This is a genomic window from Sphingomonas sp. PvP056, assembly GCF_040549155.1.
In the GTDB taxonomy this organism is placed as follows: domain Bacteria; phylum Pseudomonadota; class Alphaproteobacteria; order Sphingomonadales; family Sphingomonadaceae; genus Sphingomonas.
Window position 1 is genome coordinate 92,266 of record NZ_JBEPST010000004.1, and the last position, 16,606, is coordinate 108,871.

Here is a 16,606-nt window from a genome sequence, read left to right on the forward strand (position 1 = left end):
CAACGCTGCTCCAACTTCATCATACGCACTACAGTCACGGTCATTCTTCCTCGTCCGAATAAGCGAAGGGGTCGGTCGCGACGGGCTTGGTCGGCAATGGCGGGCGAGGCAAGGCCTTGTCCGCATTTGCCGCATTGACCAGGAACGATGCAAGGATCGTCGCGCCCTGCCGCATGTCGTCGCCCTTCAGGTGATCGAACGTGTCGATGCTCGAATGATGCACCAGGCTGCCATAATCGAGCGGATCCTGAATGAACTGGAACCCCGGCACGCCGACCGCCTGCATGAAGACATGATCGGTCCCGCCGGTCTTGCGGATCACCACCTCGGTCGCGCCCATCGACGCGAACGGTGCGAGCCAGTCGCGGAAGATCGGTACCACCGCGGGGCTGTTCTCGGCATAGATGCCGCGAATCTTGCCCGAGCCATTGTCGAGGTTGAAATAGGCCGCGAGATCACCCCAGCCGGACTGCGGCGTGATCGGCCAGCGGTTCGACCAGCCGGTGTAGAGCTTGAGCCCGGTCAGCTTGGGATCGGCGGGGTTGCCGCGCGTGGCGAGATGCCTCTCGACATAGGACAGCGAGCCGAGCAGCCCCTGTTCCTCGCCTGCCCAAAGCGCGAAGCGGATGGTCCGCCTGGGACGGATGCCGGTCTTGGCGATGATCCGCGCGGCTTCCATCACCATCGCCGAGCCTGCGCCATTGTCGGCAGCACCGTCTGCCGCGACCCACGAATCGAGATGCGCGCCGGCCATGACATAGCCCGCCTTGGGGTCGGTCCCGGGGATTTCGGCGATGACGTTGTACGCCTGCGTGTCCGCGTCATCGAAGCGCACGTCGCTGGTGATCTCGAGCGTGGGGGCGGGGCCGACCTTGGCGAGGCGCGCGAGCCGGCGGTAATCCTCCGCCGCAATCTGCACCGCGGGGAGCGACGGCGTGTCACCGACCCCGAACGTGTAGCCTTCGCCGCTGACGAGCTTCCCGTCGCGATACGCCATCGTCGCCATCGCGACTGCGCCTTCCGCCTTGAGGAACGCGTCGAGCTTCTTGGCGTAGTCGAGCCGCTTGACCCGCCGGTCGATCGCGTCGGGATCGTAGGTCGGCTGCTGATACTGGTCGAGCTTGCGCAGCTCGTCCGCGCTGTAGCGCTGGAAAGCGGCCTCCTTCGGTTCGGATCCGCTGTCGGGCAGGGTGACCATGACGATCTTGCCCGTCAGCTGGCCGTGCCATTTGGCGAAGTCGCGCTCGCGCTTCATCGGCGCGACGATGACCGGCGCGCGGAGCGGGCCGTTGGTCGCGGGCGTCCATGCGATCGGGATCGCGGTCAGCGCGATCGGGCGCGGGGTCAGCATGCGTACGCTCGAACTGACGATCGACCATCCGCGACCGAAATCGAATCCTTCCTTGTGGACGTTGCGCAGGCCCCATTCGCTGAACTTCGCCTGCGTCCACGCCTCGGCCTGCCGCATTGCGGGGGAGTTGGTCATCCGCGGGCCGATCACATCGGACAGGTGCGCCGCGATCGGCATGACGTCGCTATGCGCCATGCCTTCGTCAATGATGCGGGTCACCGCCACGCGATCGACGCTCTGCGCGAACACGGGCGCGAACGCGGGCGTGGAGACGAGCGCGACCGCGCTGGACAGAAGCAGGACTCGACGCATGATAAACCCCCCGGTTGTCTGATGCCGTCCGGCCGGACGACGGTCTACCGGTATGCGGGGCGGGGCGAGCGTGCAAGCCCGGGCGGTTTGCGCAAAATTGCGTATCGGGGGCGTTGACAGCACGCCCGGTGATCGGCATTGGACGCCCTCGCTTTTCGGAGCGACGATCCTTTCGGGGAGCGAGCCTGGGGACAGGTGGCCGAGTGGTTAAAGGCAGCAGACTGTAAATCTGCCGGAGTTTCTCCTACGTAGGTTCGAACCCTACCCTGTCCACCATCGTCTTCCGGCGTTTCCGGAAGCACGTTCAATCATCACGACGCGGTTTTGCTCGACCCGCCCCCGGGTCGGCACGGACCACCACGCGCCGCTTGCGACGGTAGCGCGCATTTGCCTATGCTCGCCGAGGTAAGAGCAGGGCGCTGTCTGCGCTCCTTCACCGCTAGCGTTATTCTCCTGGGGAAGTGGCAAATCGCCATCGCCCGTCACTCCCGGTCGATCGGCCAACTGCCAAGGAATTGACATGCGCCGTATTGCGATTGTTCACGGCCATGAAGGTCGCGTCGGAAGTGCGTTTGCGGCACGCCTTGCGCGGGACGGCCTTGAGGTGATCACCGGCGATGCGATCGCGCGGCTAGAGTGGCCGATGGTCGGCGCGCGCGCCTATCTGTTCGATTGCGCGTATCAGCATGAAGATCCGGCGGGTCACGTCCAGCGCGCGGTGCAGCATCTTGCGGAATGGCGGCGCCTGGCCGGGATCTTCATCCCCTCGTCGCTGCATATCGGAACCGACACTGCTTATGGACGCGCGAAATTGGTGATCGAGCAACTCGTCGTCTTCTATCGCGGCGAGGGTGCCAATGTGGTGACGGACCGGGTCGGCTATTTTCCCGGCGACGGAGTTGCGGGGGATCCGGCCAACCCCTTCTATCACGAGCTGGTGACGGGTGACGTGCTGTATGCGCGCGTGATGGAGCGTCTGATGGGGGGTACGGGACACCCCGTAGGCAGCGTGGCGAAACCCGCGCGGCGGGCGGATGACGTGGCGGAGGTCTGCGCGGCCACGACAGCGTGAGTTCGGGCATTCGGGATGTTCAGGCGCATCGCCATCTTCCCGGACGGGCGTGCGCAGCTGGTCCGGGACTGGACACTCCCGGCGGCAATCACGCAGCCGATCAGCCCCACGTCCGTACGGCGAGAAACAATGCTACCGAAATGGTCGCAAGCGTTCCGCCGAAACCAACCCAAGAGCGTGCCGCTACACGAATGGACTCCAGTGGCCGTACTGGCGGAACAACGAACGCGAGGAACGGCAATAGCGGAATGAGGTAGCGACCCTGGTACGCCTCAACCCGCGTGCTGCCGACCGCACTGTTCTGCACGTAGAGAAACAGGAAGGTCGCCGCTGCGCACCCGGCGACGATCACGAACGCGAACAAGTGCAACGGCAGCCGTACGCGTCGACTGCCCGAGGTGATGGCTCCCGCCGCAAGAGTGACGGCGGACATCGCGACCACGGCCCACGGCAACAATACCCGCAGATCAGACAGCTTTCGTCCAATGAGCGTTATAGCCGCGAAGGGCGCCTGAACGATCATCGACTTCCCGATGGTCAGGGCAAACGCGATGGGATGACCGCGAATATAAACAAGCTGGCCCTCCGGATCGACCTTCAGGTCCTGCGATATTGGGAACACATACTCTCTGATGGCCGACGACCACAGGAGCGTCGTTCCGATCGCGCACAGCGCAACAAGGGCCGTGGTGATCACGACTGTTCTCGAACGCCGTCCAGAGATTGCACATCCCAACGGAAGCAGGGCCAGCGGCAGGTAAGCAAGCTTGGCCGCGGATGCGTAGAAAACCGCGACGACCAGGGCCAGACCTAGTTGCCAGCCAAACGGCGATCCCTCCAGCAAGGTGGCGCACAAGGCAAACAACAGCAGACTGCAGCTGACAACGCCCGAATCGGCGCAAAGCGTCGGCGAGATGGAGGATACCATCGGCAGAGCGGCGACCGCGAACACCAAAGCCGACGCGCTGTGATCGCGCAGCAGACGCAGTGCCAACCAACTCATCGCTATGGCGAAAAGAGCGGCTGCGACCCGTCCTGCGTAAAGCCACGCCAGCGGGTTCAAACCAGCCGCTCGCGCGATCGCGATCCCCACGGCGGGGACGACGTGCGCTATTGGCAGGTAAACGACGGTATTGCTGAAGGAGACCGTCTGCAACGGACCCGGCGGCGATCCGGCTGCCAACGCAGCAAGGGTTGGCCGGTCTTGCCGTGCGCAGTTCCAGTTCGGCATCCCGCAATATCGGTCGACCAATTGATATGCCGCGGTATCGACTGAACCGCCGGCCCCCTGGCGATAGGTTGGTGGAGCGATTGCGGGTCGAAACTGGCCGTGCGAAATCTGTACTGCGCGATAGAAGTGGGCGGCTTCGTCCGGGGCCTGGAACGGCGGCAGGATATAGACCATCGCGAGGATCAGCGGCGCGACCATCCACAGGTAGATGGTGTCCAGTTTCCGCCACGGAAATCGCGACTGCATATCTCTCCCCCCAACGCTCGCATCTATGTCCACGAAGGCAGTGCGATGTGCTTAAAACCATGCCTTTTTTGGATTAACCATAAAAGCGGTTTTTGGAGTCAGATCGATGGTGCGAAGGGGCGCGAGATGATCTTGAACGATACGCTGGTGCGTCCGGTGATCCTGGCCGGCGAACGCTGTAGCACCGGCTATCGGCAGTGGAGCGGGTAACGGGAATCGAACCCGTGTATTCAGCTTGGAAGGCTGCTGTACTACCATTGTACTATACCCGCGACGCACCGGCGTCTTGCGCTAGTGTCGGCTGAGGCGGGGCTGCGTTGGCTGGCACACCACATCGTCGACGACCGGCCATTCGCATGATCGCGCACCGCGGGTCAATATCCTGCGGTCGATTTGGTGACATTCGGGCGCGTACCGGCTTGCCGTCGGTCGATATGCCGTGCCGGCCGATCAGACGCTCGACTTGGGATTATCCAGCCAATATCCTGCAAAGGCGACCAGGAAGAGCAGGATCACGACCAGCGCGATCGCAACGGGTTCGAGCGTTCCCACAGCGCGTTTCAACATGACCAAACGACGATCCTCTCACTCTGACAACTGACCCTCGCTCCGCCGATGTTCGACGTGAGCGATGAATGCGCACCGTCGTCGCGGCTGCAAAAGACAGGCGCGCCGACGTCGTTGATCGGCAATGCGAGCATCACCCCCTCCAACGTTGCCGAGTGTATAAGAGCACGTAAGAATCGCAATGCGGGTTAATACAGCGTTAAGCATTGGTTGCCGCCATTTGCTTCAAAACGAGACGATCATGTCGTATGTCGGCGCGCGCGGTATGAGGACGCCGAATGCGCCCGCGCGCGACCTGGCCGTCACCGCTCCCGACCCATCGCAAAAAGTTTCCCCTGTAACCATCTCTGGCGTCATAGCCCCTTGGCGTGCGTTGCGGAATCGGCGACAGGCCGGGAAAACAAGCGGAAGAGGATGCCATGCGGATTATCGATCATCACATCGCCGGGCGGGCCGACGGCGGCACCAGCGGTGGTGCAGTGCGTAGCGGCGACGTGTTCGACCCCAACACCGGGCAAGTCCAGGCGACCGTGACGCTCGGCACGCAGGCCGACCTGGATACGGCCATCGCTGCCGCGCAGAAGGCGCAGCCGGGTTGGGCCGCGACCAATCCGCAGCGCCGGGCGCGCGTGATGTTCGAGTTCAAGCGGCTGGTCGAACTGCATATGGACGAGCTCGCCGAGCTGCTGTCGTCCGAGCACGGCAAGGTGATCGCGGATTCGAAGGGCGATATCCAGCGCGGGCTCGAGGTGATCGAATTCTGCTGCGGTATCCCGCATGTGCTCAAGGGCGAGTACACCCAGGGTGCGGGCCCGGGGATCGACGTCTATTCGATGCGCCAGCCGCTCGGCATTGGTGCCGGCATTACCCCGTTCAATTTCCCGGCGATGATCCCCTTGTGGATGTCGGGCGTCGCGATCGCGACCGGCAACGCGTTCATCCTCAAGCCCTCCGAGCGTGACCCGTCGGTGCCGGTGCGGCTCGCCGAGCTGTTCCGCGAGGCGGGGTTGCCCGAGGGTATCCTTCAGGTCGTCCACGGCGACAAGGAGATGGTCGACGCGATCCTCGATCACCCCGCGATCAGCGCGGTGAGCTTCGTCGGATCGTCCGACATCGCGCATTACGTCTACCGGCGCGGTGTTGCCGCGGGGAAGCGGGTGCAGGCGATGGGGGGCGCGAAGAACCACGGGATCGTCATGCCCGATGCGGATCTCGACCAGGTCGTCGCGGATCTGTCCGGCGCTGCGTTCGGCTCTGCGGGCGAGCGGTGCATGGCGCTGCCGGTCGTCGTGCCCGTCGGCGAGAAGACCGCGATTGCGCTGCGCGAAAAGCTGATCCCGGCGATCGCCGCGCTTCGCGTCGGCGTCTCGACCGACAAGGACGCGCATTACGGCCCGGTCGTCAACGCCGCGCACCGTACCCGCATCGAGAACTGGATCCAGACCGGGGTCGACGAAGGCGCGGAACTCGTCGTTGACGGCCGCGGGTTCGAGCTTCAGGGGCATGAAAAGGGGTTCTTCATCGGCCCGTCGCTGTTCGACCACGTCACGACGTCGATGGAATCGTACAAGGAGGAGATTTTCGGCCCGGTCCTGCAGATCGTCCGCGCGAACGATTTCGAGGATGCTGTCCGCCTGCCGAGCGAGCATCAATATGGTAACGGCGTGGCGATATTCACGCGGAACGGACATGCCGCACGCGAATTCGCCGCGCGCGTCAACGTTGGCATGGTAGGGATCAACGTGCCGATCCCGGTGCCGGTCGCCTACCACAGCTTCGGCGGGTGGAAGCGATCGGCGTTCGGCGATACCAATCAACACGGCATGGAGGGCGTCAAGTTCTGGACCAAGGTCAAGACCGTGACGCAACGCTGGCCCGACGGCTCGGCCCTGTCTTCGGGCAGCGAGGACGGCGGCCCGAGCCGGATCCAGGATGCGTTCGTGATTCCGACAATGGGCTGACTGCCGCATCGCCCGCGACCCTAGAAGAAAGCCTGCAATGACCGACCAGTTCGACCTTACCGACGATCAGCGCGAGATCCAGGAACTCGCGCGCCGCTTCACCGCCGACCGGATCACGCCGTTCGCGGCGGAGTGGGACGAGAAACACATCTTCCCGCGCGACACGATCAAGGCAGCGGCGGAGCTCGGGTTCGCGGCGATCTACGTCTCCGAAGAATCGGGCGGGATCAACCTCGGTCGGCTCGAAGCGGCGCTGATCATGGAGGCGATGGCTTATGGCTGCCCATCGACCTCGGCGTTTATCTCGATCCACAATATGGCGAGCTGGATGATCGACCGGTTCGGCGCGCAGGGGGTGAAGCACAAGTACCTTCCCTCGCTCGTCACGATGGACCGGATCGCGAGCTATTGCCTGACCGAGCCGGGCTCGGGCTCGGACGCAGCGGCGCTCAAGACGCGCGCGGTCCGCGATGGCGATCATTATGTCGTCAACGGCACCAAGCAGTTCATCTCGGGCGGCGGCGAGAACGAAGTCTATGTCACGATGGTCCGCACGGGTGAGGATGGCCCCAAGGGCATTTCGTGCCTCGTGATCGAGAAGGACATGCCCGGCGTCAGCTTCGGCGCGAACGAGCGCAAGCTGGGCTGGCACTCGCAGCCGACCGCGCAGGTCGTGTTCGAGGATGTGCATGTCCCTGTGGATAACCTTGTGGGCGGCGAGGGCGAAGGGTTCCGCATCGCGATGATGGGGCTCGATGGCGGGCGGCTTAATATCGGTGCGTGCTCACTCGGGGGCGCGCAGCGGTGCCTCGATGAATCGATTGGTTACACCAAGGATCGCAAGCAGTTCGGCAAGGCGATCGGCGATTTCCAGAACACGCAGTTCATGCTCGCGGACATGGCGACCGACCTCGAGGCGGCGCGCGCGCTGCTGTACATGGCGGCGGCCAAGGTGACGGCGAACGCGCCCGACAAGACCAAGTTCGCGGCGATGGCGAAGCGTCTGTCGACCGACACCGGCTCGCTGGTCGCCGACCGCGCGCTCCAGCTGCATGGCGGCTACGGTTATCTGATGGATTACCCGATCGAACGCTTCTGGCGCGATCTGCGGGTGCATTCGATCCTGGAGGGGACCAATCAGGTGATGCGGATGATCATCGGTCGCGAACTGACGCGACAATAACCCGGCGGAGCCAAGCCCCCCTTCTTCTTCGTGGCTTTGTGGCTTTGCGCGCAAAAGAACTTTTCTCGCACGAAGCCACAAAGACACAAAGACAGTGATGAGAGACCTTGCATGAACAGCGACGTTCTGACCTCGATCGAAGGGCCTGTCGGCCGGATCCGGCTCAATCGCCCGAAGGCGCTTCACGCGCTGACGACCGACATGTGCACGGCGATGCTCGACGCGCTCGACGCGTGGCGTGCCGACCCCGCGATCGAGGTGGTGCTGCTCGACCACGCCGAGGGCAGGGGCTTCTGCGCCGGTGGCGACATCCGGATGCTCGCGGAAAGCGGCGCGGCGGATGGCGTCGCGGCGCGGGCGTTCTTCCATACCGAATATCGCCTCAACCACCGGCTGTTCACCTACGCCAAGCCGACGGTCGCCTTCATGGACGGGATCACGATGGGCGGCGGCGTGGGCATCGCCTGCCCGTGCGATTTCCGCATCGCCACGGAGAACACCAAGTTCGCGATGCCCGAGACCGGGATCGGCCTGTTCCCCGACGTCGGTGGCGGATGGTATCTGTCGCGGTTGCCGGGGCGGATCGGGCAGTATCTCGCGCTGACCGGGCACCGGCTCGACGGGGCGGAGTGCCTCGCGCTGGGTCTGGCGACGCATTACCTGCCGAGCGCGGCGCTGGACGATGCCAAGGCGCGGATCGCCGCCAACCCACAGGCGATCGCGGCAACCCTCGACGCGATCGGCGAAACCCCGCCCGAAGCAAAAATCCTCGCGCAGCGCGATGCGATCGACCGGCTGTTCGCCTCGGACGTGCTCGAGGAGATCTACGCTGCGCTCGAAGCGGATGGCGGGGAATGGGCGACGCAGCAGCTCGCCACGCTCCGCACCAAGTCGCCGCAGACGATGAAGGTGTCGCTCCGCTTGCTCCACGAAGGCCACATGATGGCGACGTTCGAGGACGAGATGCGGCAGGAATATGCGATCGGCTCGCGCGTCGTGCAGCGGCATGATTTCCTCGAGGGCGTCCGCGCGGTGATCGTCGACAAGGACAACGCCCCGCGCTGGGACCCGGCAACCCCGGAGGACGTGACCGATCACGTGATCGACCAGATCTTTGCGCCTCTCTCTCCAGCCGATGAATGGACCCCGGCATGACGTACGAAACCCTCCTCGTCGAACAGCGCGACCGCGTCACGCTGATCACGCTCAATCGGCCCAAGGCGCTCAACGCGCTCAACAGCCAGATCCTCGCCGACCTGCTCGCCGCGATGGCGGCGTTCGATGCGGATCCGTCGCAGGGCTGCGCGGTCATCACCGGCAGCGAGAAGGCGTTCGCGGCGGGCGCGGACATCAAGGAGATGCAGGCGCAGGGCTTTGCCGACATGTACGCGCATGATTTCTTCGCAGGCTGGGATCGCTTCACGCGCACGCGCAAGCCGATCATCGCGGCGGTCGCGGGCTATGCGCTCGGCGGCGGGTGCGAGCTCGCGATGATGTGCGACTTCATCCTCGCCGCCGACAGTGCGAAGTTCGGCCAGCCCGAGATCAAGCTCGCGGTCTCGCCCGGCATGGGCGGGTCGCAGCGGCTGACCCGCGCGGTCGGCAAGGCCAAGGCGATGGAAATGTGCCTCACCGGACGCATGATGGACGCGGACGAAGCCGAACGCGCCGGGCTCGCCTCGCGCGTGATCCCCGCCGCCGATCTGGTCGAGGAAGCGGTCAAGGTCGCCGCGACGATCGCGGGCATGGCCCCGCTCGCGGTGCTGGCGAACAAGGAAATGGTCAATGCCGCGTTCGAGACCAGCCTGAGCATGGGCGTGCAGTTCGAACGCCGCCTGTTCCACGCGTTGTTCGGCACCGAGGACCAGAGCGAGGGCATGACCGCCTTCGTCGAGAAGCGCCAAGGGGTGTGGACGGGGAAGTAACCCAAAATCCCCCTCCCGCTTGCGGGAGGGGCTAGGGGAGGGGCGTGCCTCAAGCGGTGCGCCATGCGGCACTGCCCTCCCCCAACCCCTCCCGCAAACGGGAGGGGGGTATGAGAAGTAGGAGAGAGACAATGGCACGCATCGCATTCATCGGGCTCGGCAACATGGGCGGCGGGATGGCCGCGAACCTCGCTAAGGCGGGGCATGACGTCCGCGCGTTCGATCTGTCGGCGGACGCGCTCGATCGCGCGAAGGCGGCGGGCTGCGCGCCGGTGGGTTCCGCCACCGCGGCAGCGGACGGGGCCGAGGCGATCGTCACGATGCTCCCCGCCGGGCGGCATGTCGAAGCGGTCTATGCCGAACTGTTCGCCGCGCACGTCTCGCCCGCGACGATCCTGATCGATTGCTCGACCATCGACGTCGCCACCGCCAAGCATGTCGCGGCGCTCGCGCTCGCCAACGGTGTCACCGCGGTGGATGCGCCGGTGTCGGGCGGGATTGGCGCGGCGAATGCGGGGACGCTGACCTTCATGGTCGGTGGCACCGACGCAGGCTTCGCGCTCGCGCAACCGATCCTCGCGGCGATGGGGCAGGCGGTGATCCACGCGGGTGCCAACGGCACCGGCCAGGCCGCCAAGATCGCCAACAACATGCTGCTCGGCGCGACGATGGTCGCGACGTGCGAGGCGTTCCTGCTCGCGGAAAAGCTCGGGCTCGACGCGCAGACCTTTTACGACATTTCGAGCGTGTCGTCGGGGCAGAGCTGGTCGATGACGCGCTATTGCCCTGTGCCGGGCGTCGGCCCCGATACGCCCGCCGACCATGACTATCAGGGCGGGTTCGCGACCGCGTTGATGCTCAAGGACCTCAAGCTCGCGGCCGAAGCTGCGAAAGACGCGGACGCGAACACGCCGATGGGCGCGCAGGCGGCGGACCTCTACCAGCGGTTCGCGGACGCCGGGCAAGGCGGCCTGGACTTCTCCGCGATCATCAAGCTGCTGCGGGGGTAATACGGGATGGCGCCGCTCAGCCGCACCGGCTGGGCGGACCGCCATGATGTGCGAGGTAAGCACCGAGATCCTGCTGAAGCCGCGGTGCCATGCGGATCGATGAGTCGTCGAGGGTCTGCCCCGCACGCTCGATGTCGAGATCGCCCCGCGCAACCATTTCGAGCACCAGCAACATCCCACGCGACACGTCGATCGCGGTTTCGCGGCAGATGTCGCCCACGGTCATGTGCGGACCGGCGCATTCGAGCTTGTAGCAAGCCAGTGCGATGTCCCATCGGCTGCCCGCGAACCGGTCCGCACCGAACGCCGCCTCCCTGCCGCGCCGTGCCCGCAACATGCGTGAAACCGTGATGAAATTGCTCTCCAGCGTCCCGATCGGGGCCGCATCGCGTAGCGACCGCACCGTTACGATCAGGCGACGGGGACCGATGCCGTCCGAGATTACCGACCCATGGTTTTGCACGCGCTTCAGCTTGCCATCCGACCGGACATAACTTTTGTTCAGCGTGACCGACTCGCCGGTTTCCCGCATTTGTTCGATCAGGGCTAAGTGCCGCGCCTGTTCCACCGGACTGGTGAACTGGACAGCGGCCTTGCCCACCAGTTCGCGCCGATCGCGTCGCAGGATTTCGCAATAGGCGTCATCGACCGAGAGATACGTGCCCGCCAGATCCGTCAGCACATGCGCCATTGGCGCTACAGGGTCGAAAAAGGGCGACGTCATCTTTCTCCATCAATCTCGGGTGCAGATTCAATCCGCTAATAGATCTTTCTGCGCTATGGTGCGGCATCGATCCGGCGCGTATCCGGCAGTGCATCGCCTAGTTGGGAGTGTCACGCCATGCCCACCGCCGTGTCCGGAGGGACCAATACTGATCCGGAACGCGGCGCGCCCGACGCAGGCGCGGACGGGAATGCTGCCACTGACATCGACAAGATCGCGACGATGGCGACGGTTATGATCGAGACCTTCGGCGCCCGTGCGCTTTCCCTGGCGCAGGCACAGGTCGATGCCGCAACGCCCGATCAGCCGACGGTCGCGGATAGCTGGCGACAGATCGTCGCGGTGATCCGCGAACGATCCGTCACGACAGACTAGAACCGCAGGTCCTCGTAGACTCGCGACACGTCGCCGCCCCACGGCCCGTGATACTTTTCGAGCAACACTTCCGCGGGCACCTTGCCGCTACGGACGACTTCGCGCAGCGGATCGAGGAACCCCGTCTCGTTGCTTCCGCCCGCATCGAGCCGCGATCGCGCGGCAAGACCCGCGTGCGAGATGTCGAGGACCTCGCCCGCGATGTCGCGCAGCTTTCTGCCACCCGCGATCGGCGCGTCGAGCCCGAGCCGCGGTACCGAGTCCCGCAATGCTTGGCGCTCTTCGATCGTCCAGTGCTTGACCAGATCCCACGCCGCATCGAGCGCCTGATCGTCGTACAACAGACCGACCCACAAGGCCGGGAGTGCGCAGATCCGCCCCCAGGGTCCGCCATCCGCGCCGCGCATTTCGAGGAAGCTCTTCAGGCGCACCTCGGGGAAGGCGGTCGACAGATGATCGTTCCAGTCGTCGAGTGTCGGCGTCTCGCCCGGCAGGACCGACAACTCCCCCTTGAGGAAGTCGCGGAACGACAGCCCGGCGGCGTCGATGTAGCGGCCCTCGCGATAAACGAAGTACATCGGCACATCGAGCGCATAGTCGGTGTAGCGATCGTAGCCGAAGCCATCCTCGAACACGAACGGGAGCATCCCCGTGCGCGCCGAGTCGGTGTCCGACCAGATGTGGCTGCGGTAGGAGAGCATGCCGTTGGGCTTGCCCTCGGTGAAGGGCGAATTGGCGAACAGCGCAGTTGCGAGCGGTTGCAGCGCGAGCCCGACGCGGAACTTGCGTACCATGTCGGCTTCGGACTGGTAATCGAGGTTCACCTGGATCGTGCAGGTGCGCAGCATCATGTCGAGGCCCATCGTGCCTACGCGCGGCATGTGGCGCAGCATGATCGCATAGCGTCCCTTGGGCATGATCGGCAGTTCGGCGCGAGTCTTGTCGGGCCACATGCCGAGGCCGAGGAAGCCGATCCCGAACTTCTCACCGATCGCCTTGACCTGTTCCAGATGGCGACCGGTCTCGGCGCAAGTCTGGTGGAGGTTCTCGAGGGGCGCACCCGACAGTTCGAACTGGCCGGCGGGCTCTAGGCTGATCGAGCCGTCGCTGCCGGTCATCGCGATGACGTTGCCATTCTCCTCGACCGGCTTCCAGCCATACGCCTGCAGCGCATCGAGCAGGTCACGAATGCCGCCCTCTTCGGTGTAGCTCGGCGCGTGATGATCGCTGTCGGCGTAGACGAACTTTTCGTGTTCGGTGCCGATCCGCCAGCGTTCGGGCGGCTTTTCCCCGGCTGCGAAACTGGCGACGAGCTGGTCGCGCGATTCGATCAAAGGCGAGGTCTTGATGGTGTCGGATCGCGTCGTCATCGTCGCGCCTTAGCGCCGGGATGCGCCGCCCGCCAGCGCGTTTCGATCCGCCACCTACCAATCGCCGCGCGCGGCCATCCACAACGCGGTTGCGGCCGCCGCAGCGGTGTCCGCGCGGAGGATGCGGGGGCCGAGCGTGATCGCCACAGCGCCCGTCACGGCGCGGATCGCTTCGCGCTCGGCATCGTCGAATCCGCCCTCGGGACCGATCAGGATCGCGGCGCTTGCCGGTCCGTTGCGCATGGCTGCCGCAGCGGGCACGCCGCCCGTCTCGTCCGCGAAATACAGCGCCCGTCCGACAGGCCAGTCGCGTAGCAGTGCGGTCAGTTTGACGGGTTCGACGAGTTCGGGAACCGCGGTGCGCCCGCATTGTTCAGCCGCCTCGATCATGTGTGCGCGCAGGCGTTCGCCGTTCAACCGGTCGATGATCGTCCGGCGAGTCAGCACCGGCACCAGCCGCGCGACGCCTAGCTCGCACGCCTTCTCCGCGACCCAGTCGATCCGCCCCTTCTTGATCGGTGCAGCGCACAGCCACAGGTCGGGAACGTGCTCACGCTCGCGTAGCTGTTCGGTGACGTCGAGCAGCAGGTCGCGCTTCCCTACGCTTGCCGCGACGCCAAGCCATTCGCCGGACGTGCCGTCGAACAGCTTGACCGGATCGCCCGGCTTCATCCGCATCACGGTGGCGAGATAATGCGCCTGCGCGCCCTCGACGCGCAAAGGGCCGGGCGCGAGCGGATGCTCGACGAACAGGCGCGGGGTGGATTGCGGGGGCCAGGCGGGCGTAGCGGGCATGGCGGCGTCGTAGAAGGATTCGCGGGGGCAGTACAATCGCTCGCATCGCACGAGCGTTTGCCCGGCAAGGGCGGGAGCCCAGTCGGGGTGCGGCAGATCGGGAGAAATGCCCTGCCCGCCACGCTGTGCTACTGGGGTCCGGTCATCGCCGGGGGAGAAGATGGGGAATCGACCATGACACGCTATGGCGCGCGCATCTGGCTGCTGGCGGCCGCCACGTCGGGAATGGCGGGGTATGTCGACGCGGTCGGCTTCCTAAAGCTCGGCGGGTTGTTCGTTTCGTTCATGAGCGGGAACTCGACGCGGTTCGCGGTCGGCTTGGCGGGCGACCCTGCCGTGGCCCGAATGGCGATCTGGCTGTTGGCCGCGTTCGTCGGCGGAGTCGTAGCCGGAACGGTGATTGCCAGGGTGGCGGGATCGTGGCGCAAACCCATCGTCCTGCTGGCGGTCGGCGGATTGCTTGCGCTTGCGGCATGGGTCGACCTGCTGGTAGCGGACGGCTGGGCGACGCTGCTGATGGCGGCGGCAATGGGGTGTGTGAACACGACCTTCCAGCGTGCGGGAGAAGTCAGCATCGGGGTGACCTACATGACGGGAACGCTGGTAAAGTTCGGACAGCGGCTGGCCGACGCGCTGATGGGCGGCGACCGGTGGGGCTGGGTGCCTTATCTTGCACTGTGGCTCGGGCTGGTCGGCGGCGCGGTCGCGGGGAGCGTCGCCTATCGGTCGTTTGGGATGGCGAGCATCTGGGGCGCGGCTAGCTTTGCGGTCGCTCTTGCGCTGCTCGCACTGTCGTTCGGTCCGGTGGAGCCTTCGTACGTTGCGTCCGGCCGGGCGGGCCGGAACGTCCAATGACGCCCGGTTCCGCGCTCACGCTTACCCTGCGCGCGGTCGGCGAGGTGATGCAGGCTGCGCACGATCCGTGGTGGGTGATCGCCAGTGCGGCAGTGGCGCTCCACGGCGTGGATCTGGACGATGTCGCGGATGTCGACGTGTTGCTGAGCATTGGCGACGCCAGGCGGCTGTTCGCTGCGCTCGACATTGCACCGCATCCTCAAGCCGACCATCCGCAGTTCCGGTCGGACCTGTTCGGGACGTGGATGGCTGCCCCGCTTCCGGTCGAGTTGATGGCGGGGTTCCGTTACCGGACGGAGCATGGCTGGCACGCGGTGCGACCGCAGACCCGCGTGGCGGTGGACGTGGAAGGGGTCAGCGTCTTCGTTCCCGATCGGGCGGAACTGGGTGTGCTATTGCGCGACTTCGGCAGACCCAAGGACCGTGTTCGCGCAGCACGACTGGCGGCACTGGTGTGATGCGCCCTCATGGAAGGATGTCCTGATGCCGCAACGAATCGCGCTGACCGCCGTGCTGGTCGACGATTACGATCGCGCGATCGCTTTCTACGTGGGTCTGCTGGGGTTCGAGCTGCACGAGGATCGACAGCTGAGCGCAGACAAGCGCTGGGTCGTGGTTGTGCCTTCCGGCGGAGGCGGCGGGCTTTTGCTGGCGCGGGCCGCGACGGAACGGCAGCGTGCGGCCATTGGGGCGCAGAGCGGGGGGCGGGTGTTCCTGTTTCTCGAAACCGATGATTTCGCGCGAGACCACCAGACCTATCTCGATCGCGGCATTCGCTTCGTCGAGGCCCCGCGACATGAGCCTTACGGCATCGTCGCGGTGTTCGAGGACCCTTACGGCAATCGCTGGGACCTGATCCAGCCGATGCGCCCTACCGCCGCCTGAGCCCGGCGCGGATCAGCATCGTTAACAGTGCGACCGCGATCGCGCCGAGAACCACCCACGCCGCGACCATCCCGACGCTGCGCGCGAGTGCCCATAGCAACGCTTCGAAAAAGCGTCCGATCGCGACGGATAGATGGACCAAGGGCAGGGTTCTCCGGGATCGTAAAATCGAGTGCGACTACGTGAAAGCCGGTCAACGCGGTGCGACCGCTGTGACGAACGCTGGTGGCGAAAGCGAGGCAGCATGTTGCCCGCCGATGTCCCGCGGCGCCACCCCGGGCAGCAAGGCTTGGGGAGAAATGCGCGTCAGCTCAAGGGGTAGGCGTGATCGGTTGCGTTGTCGTTCGTCAGTTTCACGGAACCACTCGTCGCATATCTCGTTTCAGTGTCGTCATTACAAAACGTTACCAAAGGGAGCCAACCATGTCCGACTACCGCAGCACCGACCCTGTCATCGAGAAGCGCAGCGGCGCGGGCCGCACGATCCTCATCATCCTCGTGGTGATCGCGGTCGTTATTGGCTTGCTGTTCGCGACCGGCTTCTGGAGCGCGAACGTGACCAAGAGCGGTGCACTCCCCGAGGTTTCGGTCAAGGGTGGCGAATTGCCGAAGGTCGACATGGACTCGAAGGAAGTCGTTGTCGGCACGTCGGAGAAGACCGTCGAAGTGCCCAAGGTCAAGACCGAGAAGGAGACCGTCTCGGTCCCGACGATCGGCGTCAAGGACGACAACAAGTAAGCCATA

General features: G+C 65.1%; 17 protein-coding genes and 2 tRNA genes. 12 read left to right on the forward strand and 7 right to left on the reverse strand.

All coding sequences use genetic code 11. The features are described from left to right. Nucleotides 1-40 precede the first annotated feature (40 nt). Entirely contained in the window at nucleotides 41-1,663 is a 1,623-nt protein-coding gene (locus ABIC17_RS10995; RefSeq protein ID WP_354281820.1) for a M20/M25/M40 family metallo-hydrolase, read from the reverse strand. 189 nt (nucleotides 1,664-1,852) lie between these two features. Between ABIC17_RS10995 and ABIC17_RS11000 the strand changes: the two genes are divergently transcribed. Continuing rightward, nucleotides 1,853-1,939: transfer RNA gene (locus ABIC17_RS11000), tRNA-Tyr, on the forward strand. Nucleotides 1,940-2,183: 244 nt separating this feature from the next. Further along, nucleotides 2,184-2,735 carry a dTDP-4-dehydrorhamnose reductase family protein gene (locus ABIC17_RS11005; RefSeq protein WP_354281822.1) on the forward strand — a complete coding sequence of 184 codons (552 nt, stop codon included), beginning with the start codon at nucleotides 2,184-2,186 and terminating at the stop codon, nucleotides 2,733-2,735. 100 nt (nucleotides 2,736-2,835) lie between these two features. On the opposite strand, the gene ABIC17_RS11010 is transcribed toward ABIC17_RS11005, so the two are convergent. Together ABIC17_RS11010 and ABIC17_RS11015 are read right to left on the reverse strand one after the other, a co-directional pair. Further along, a complete protein-coding gene (locus ABIC17_RS11010) occupies nucleotides 2,836-4,164 on the reverse strand; it encodes a DUF2142 domain-containing protein (RefSeq protein WP_354281824.1) in 1,329 nt (442 codons plus the stop codon). A gap of 246 nt (nucleotides 4,165-4,410) precedes the next feature. Continuing rightward, nucleotides 4,411-4,484, reverse strand: a tRNA-Gly gene (locus ABIC17_RS11015). A gap of 714 nt (nucleotides 4,485-5,198) precedes the next feature. Here ABIC17_RS11015 and ABIC17_RS11020 point away from each other — a divergent pair. From ABIC17_RS11020 to mmsB, 5 genes are all read left to right on the forward strand, one after another. Next, nucleotides 5,199-6,740 (forward strand): CoA-acylating methylmalonate-semialdehyde dehydrogenase, encoded by a 1,542-nt coding sequence (locus ABIC17_RS11020; protein ID WP_354281826.1) that lies wholly within the window; start codon nucleotides 5,199-5,201, stop codon nucleotides 6,738-6,740. 37 nt (nucleotides 6,741-6,777) lie between these two features. Continuing rightward, nucleotides 6,778-7,923, forward strand: a complete 1,146-nt coding sequence (locus ABIC17_RS11025) for an acyl-CoA dehydrogenase family protein (protein WP_354281829.1) — start codon at nucleotides 6,778-6,780, stop codon at nucleotides 7,921-7,923. 111 nt (nucleotides 7,924-8,034) lie between these two features. Then, complete coding sequence (locus ABIC17_RS11030; protein ID WP_354281831.1) at nucleotides 8,035-9,078, forward strand: enoyl-CoA hydratase/isomerase family protein; 1,044 nt, start codon at nucleotides 8,035-8,037, stop codon at nucleotides 9,076-9,078. Next, on the forward strand, nucleotides 9,075-9,848 hold the full coding sequence (locus tag ABIC17_RS11035; RefSeq protein WP_354281833.1) for an enoyl-CoA hydratase: 774 nt from the start codon (nucleotides 9,075-9,077) through the stop codon (nucleotides 9,846-9,848). Before ABIC17_RS11030 ends, ABIC17_RS11035 begins: the two co-directional genes overlap by 4 nt. Nucleotides 9,849-9,979: 131 nt before the next feature. Next, nucleotides 9,980-10,858, forward strand: a complete 879-nt coding sequence (gene mmsB, locus ABIC17_RS11040; protein WP_354281835.1) for a 3-hydroxyisobutyrate dehydrogenase — start codon at nucleotides 9,980-9,982, stop codon at nucleotides 10,856-10,858. 16 nt (nucleotides 10,859-10,874) lie between these two features. Here the strand turns inward: mmsB and ABIC17_RS11045 are convergent, their stop codons facing one another. Then, nucleotides 10,875-11,582, reverse strand: a complete 708-nt coding sequence (locus ABIC17_RS11045; protein WP_354281837.1) for a PAS domain S-box protein — start codon at nucleotides 11,580-11,582, stop codon at nucleotides 10,875-10,877. A gap of 117 nt (nucleotides 11,583-11,699) precedes the next feature. On the opposite strand from ABIC17_RS11045, the gene ABIC17_RS11050 reads away from it, so the two are divergent. Then, nucleotides 11,700-11,957 carry a hypothetical protein gene (locus ABIC17_RS11050; RefSeq protein WP_354281839.1) on the forward strand — a complete coding sequence of 86 codons (258 nt, stop codon included), beginning with the start codon at nucleotides 11,700-11,702 and terminating at the stop codon, nucleotides 11,955-11,957. On the opposite strand, the gene ABIC17_RS11055 is transcribed toward ABIC17_RS11050, so the two are convergent. Together ABIC17_RS11055 and ABIC17_RS11060 are read right to left on the reverse strand one after the other, a co-directional pair. Continuing rightward, nucleotides 11,954-13,327, reverse strand: a complete 1,374-nt coding sequence (locus ABIC17_RS11055) for a glutamate--cysteine ligase (protein WP_354281841.1) — start codon at nucleotides 13,325-13,327, stop codon at nucleotides 11,954-11,956. The genes ABIC17_RS11050 and ABIC17_RS11055 overlap by 4 nt on opposite strands. Before the next feature lie 54 nt (nucleotides 13,328-13,381). After that, entirely contained in the window at nucleotides 13,382-14,122 is a 741-nt protein-coding gene (locus ABIC17_RS11060; RefSeq protein WP_354281843.1) for a 16S rRNA (uracil(1498)-N(3))-methyltransferase, read from the reverse strand. Nucleotides 14,123-14,296: 174 nt separating this feature from the next. Between ABIC17_RS11060 and ABIC17_RS11065 the strand changes: the two genes are divergently transcribed. Genes ABIC17_RS11065 through ABIC17_RS11075 form a run of 3 tightly spaced genes read left to right on the forward strand, consistent with a single transcriptional unit; the run spans nucleotide 14,297 to nucleotide 15,862 of the window. Further along, nucleotides 14,297-14,977 carry a YoaK family protein gene (locus ABIC17_RS11065; protein WP_354281845.1) on the forward strand — a complete coding sequence of 227 codons (681 nt, stop codon included), beginning with the start codon at nucleotides 14,297-14,299 and terminating at the stop codon, nucleotides 14,975-14,977. Beyond that, a complete protein-coding gene (locus tag ABIC17_RS11070) occupies nucleotides 14,974-15,435 on the forward strand; it encodes a hypothetical protein (protein ID WP_354281847.1) in 462 nt (153 codons plus the stop codon). The genes ABIC17_RS11065 and ABIC17_RS11070 overlap by 4 nt, the downstream gene beginning before the upstream one ends. Nucleotides 15,436-15,460: 25 nt before the next feature. Continuing rightward, nucleotides 15,461-15,862, forward strand: coding sequence for a VOC family protein (locus ABIC17_RS11075; protein ID WP_354281849.1), 402 nt, complete (start codon nucleotides 15,461-15,463; stop codon nucleotides 15,860-15,862). On the opposite strand, the gene ABIC17_RS11080 is transcribed toward ABIC17_RS11075, so the two are convergent. Then, on the reverse strand, nucleotides 15,849-16,004 hold the full coding sequence (locus tag ABIC17_RS11080; RefSeq protein ID WP_354281851.1) for a hypothetical protein: 156 nt from the start codon (nucleotides 16,002-16,004) through the stop codon (nucleotides 15,849-15,851). The genes ABIC17_RS11075 and ABIC17_RS11080 overlap by 14 nt on opposite strands. Before the next feature lie 281 nt (nucleotides 16,005-16,285). Here ABIC17_RS11080 and ABIC17_RS11085 point away from each other — a divergent pair, with 281 nt between their 5' ends. Continuing rightward, nucleotides 16,286-16,600 (forward strand): hypothetical protein, encoded by a 315-nt coding sequence (locus ABIC17_RS11085; RefSeq protein WP_354281852.1) that lies wholly within the window; start codon nucleotides 16,286-16,288, stop codon nucleotides 16,598-16,600. Nucleotides 16,601-16,606 lie beyond the last annotated feature (6 nt).

Excerpts from the sequence above, each read along its gene's own strand:
- ABIC17_RS11085 (WP_354281852.1), top strand. The coding sequence starts at position 16,286 with ATGTCCGACTACCGCAGCACCGACCCTGTCATCGAGAAGCGCAGCGGC.
- ABIC17_RS11075 (WP_354281849.1), top strand. The coding sequence starts at position 15,461 with ATGCCGCAACGAATCGCGCTGACCGCCGTGCTGGTCGACGATTACGAT.
- ABIC17_RS11055 (WP_354281841.1), bottom strand. The coding sequence starts at position 13,327 with ATGACGACGCGATCCGACACCATCAAGACCTCGCCTTTGATCGAATCG.
- ABIC17_RS11045 (WP_354281837.1), bottom strand. The coding sequence starts at position 11,582 with ATGACGTCGCCCTTTTTCGACCCTGTAGCGCCAATGGCGCATGTGCTG.
- ABIC17_RS11020 (WP_354281826.1), top strand. The coding sequence starts at position 5,199 with ATGCGGATTATCGATCATCACATCGCCGGGCGGGCCGACGGCGGCACC.
- ABIC17_RS11065 (WP_354281845.1), top strand. The coding sequence starts at position 14,297 with ATGACACGCTATGGCGCGCGCATCTGGCTGCTGGCGGCCGCCACGTCG.
- ABIC17_RS11030 (WP_354281831.1), top strand. The coding sequence starts at position 8,035 with ATGAACAGCGACGTTCTGACCTCGATCGAAGGGCCTGTCGGCCGGATC.
- ABIC17_RS11060 (WP_354281843.1), bottom strand. The coding sequence starts at position 14,122 with ATGCCCGCTACGCCCGCCTGGCCCCCGCAATCCACCCCGCGCCTGTTC.
- ABIC17_RS11050 (WP_354281839.1), top strand. The coding sequence starts at position 11,700 with ATGCCCACCGCCGTGTCCGGAGGGACCAATACTGATCCGGAACGCGGC.
- mmsB (WP_354281835.1), top strand. The coding sequence starts at position 9,980 with ATGGCACGCATCGCATTCATCGGGCTCGGCAACATGGGCGGCGGGATG.
- ABIC17_RS10995 (WP_354281820.1), bottom strand. The coding sequence starts at position 1,663 with ATGCGTCGAGTCCTGCTTCTGTCCAGCGCGGTCGCGCTCGTCTCCACG.
- ABIC17_RS11035 (WP_354281833.1), top strand. The coding sequence starts at position 9,075 with ATGACGTACGAAACCCTCCTCGTCGAACAGCGCGACCGCGTCACGCTG.
- ABIC17_RS11070 (WP_354281847.1), top strand. The coding sequence starts at position 14,974 with ATGACGCCCGGTTCCGCGCTCACGCTTACCCTGCGCGCGGTCGGCGAG.
- ABIC17_RS11025 (WP_354281829.1), top strand. The coding sequence starts at position 6,778 with ATGACCGACCAGTTCGACCTTACCGACGATCAGCGCGAGATCCAGGAA.
- ABIC17_RS11005 (WP_354281822.1), top strand. The coding sequence starts at position 2,184 with ATGCGCCGTATTGCGATTGTTCACGGCCATGAAGGTCGCGTCGGAAGT.
- ABIC17_RS11010 (WP_354281824.1), bottom strand. The coding sequence starts at position 4,164 with ATGGTCGCGCCGCTGATCCTCGCGATGGTCTATATCCTGCCGCCGTTC.